Genomic DNA, 265 nt, shown 5'->3' with positions numbered 1-265 from the left:
GAAGGAAGTGGTGCTGGCGGTGGCCCTGATGGCCGTGGCGCAGATGCTCAACAACGCGGTGGCGGGTACGGCGATGCGCTCGGCCTCGCTGGCCTGGCTGGGCCTTGCCCCGCTCTTTGTCGCGCTGACCACGGCGCTGGCGCTGATCGCCTGGGGATCGCGCACGCGGCGGGTCCGGGGCGCGCGTGGCGATATCGGCGCCCCGAGAAGCGAGCGGGCCGGATCATGACGCTGGGCTGGTATCTTGTGCGCCGGGTAGCGATGA

The 265-nt window shown here is 71.3% G+C and carries 1 protein-coding gene; it reads left to right on the top strand.

Annotated features, from left to right (window positions below; translation table 11 throughout):
• Positions 1–229: hypothetical protein (locus tag JI667_RS21585; protein WP_206858507.1), on the top strand; the 229-nt coding region annotated here is incomplete at its 5' end.
• Positions 230–265: the final 36 nt, after the last annotated feature.

Origin of the sequence: Bacillus sp. NTK074B, assembly GCF_017303375.1 — a bacterium.
GTDB lineage: Bacteria > Bacillota > Bacilli > Bacillales > Bacillaceae_B > Rossellomorea.
This window is presented reverse-complemented; position numbering and strand designations above follow the sequence as displayed.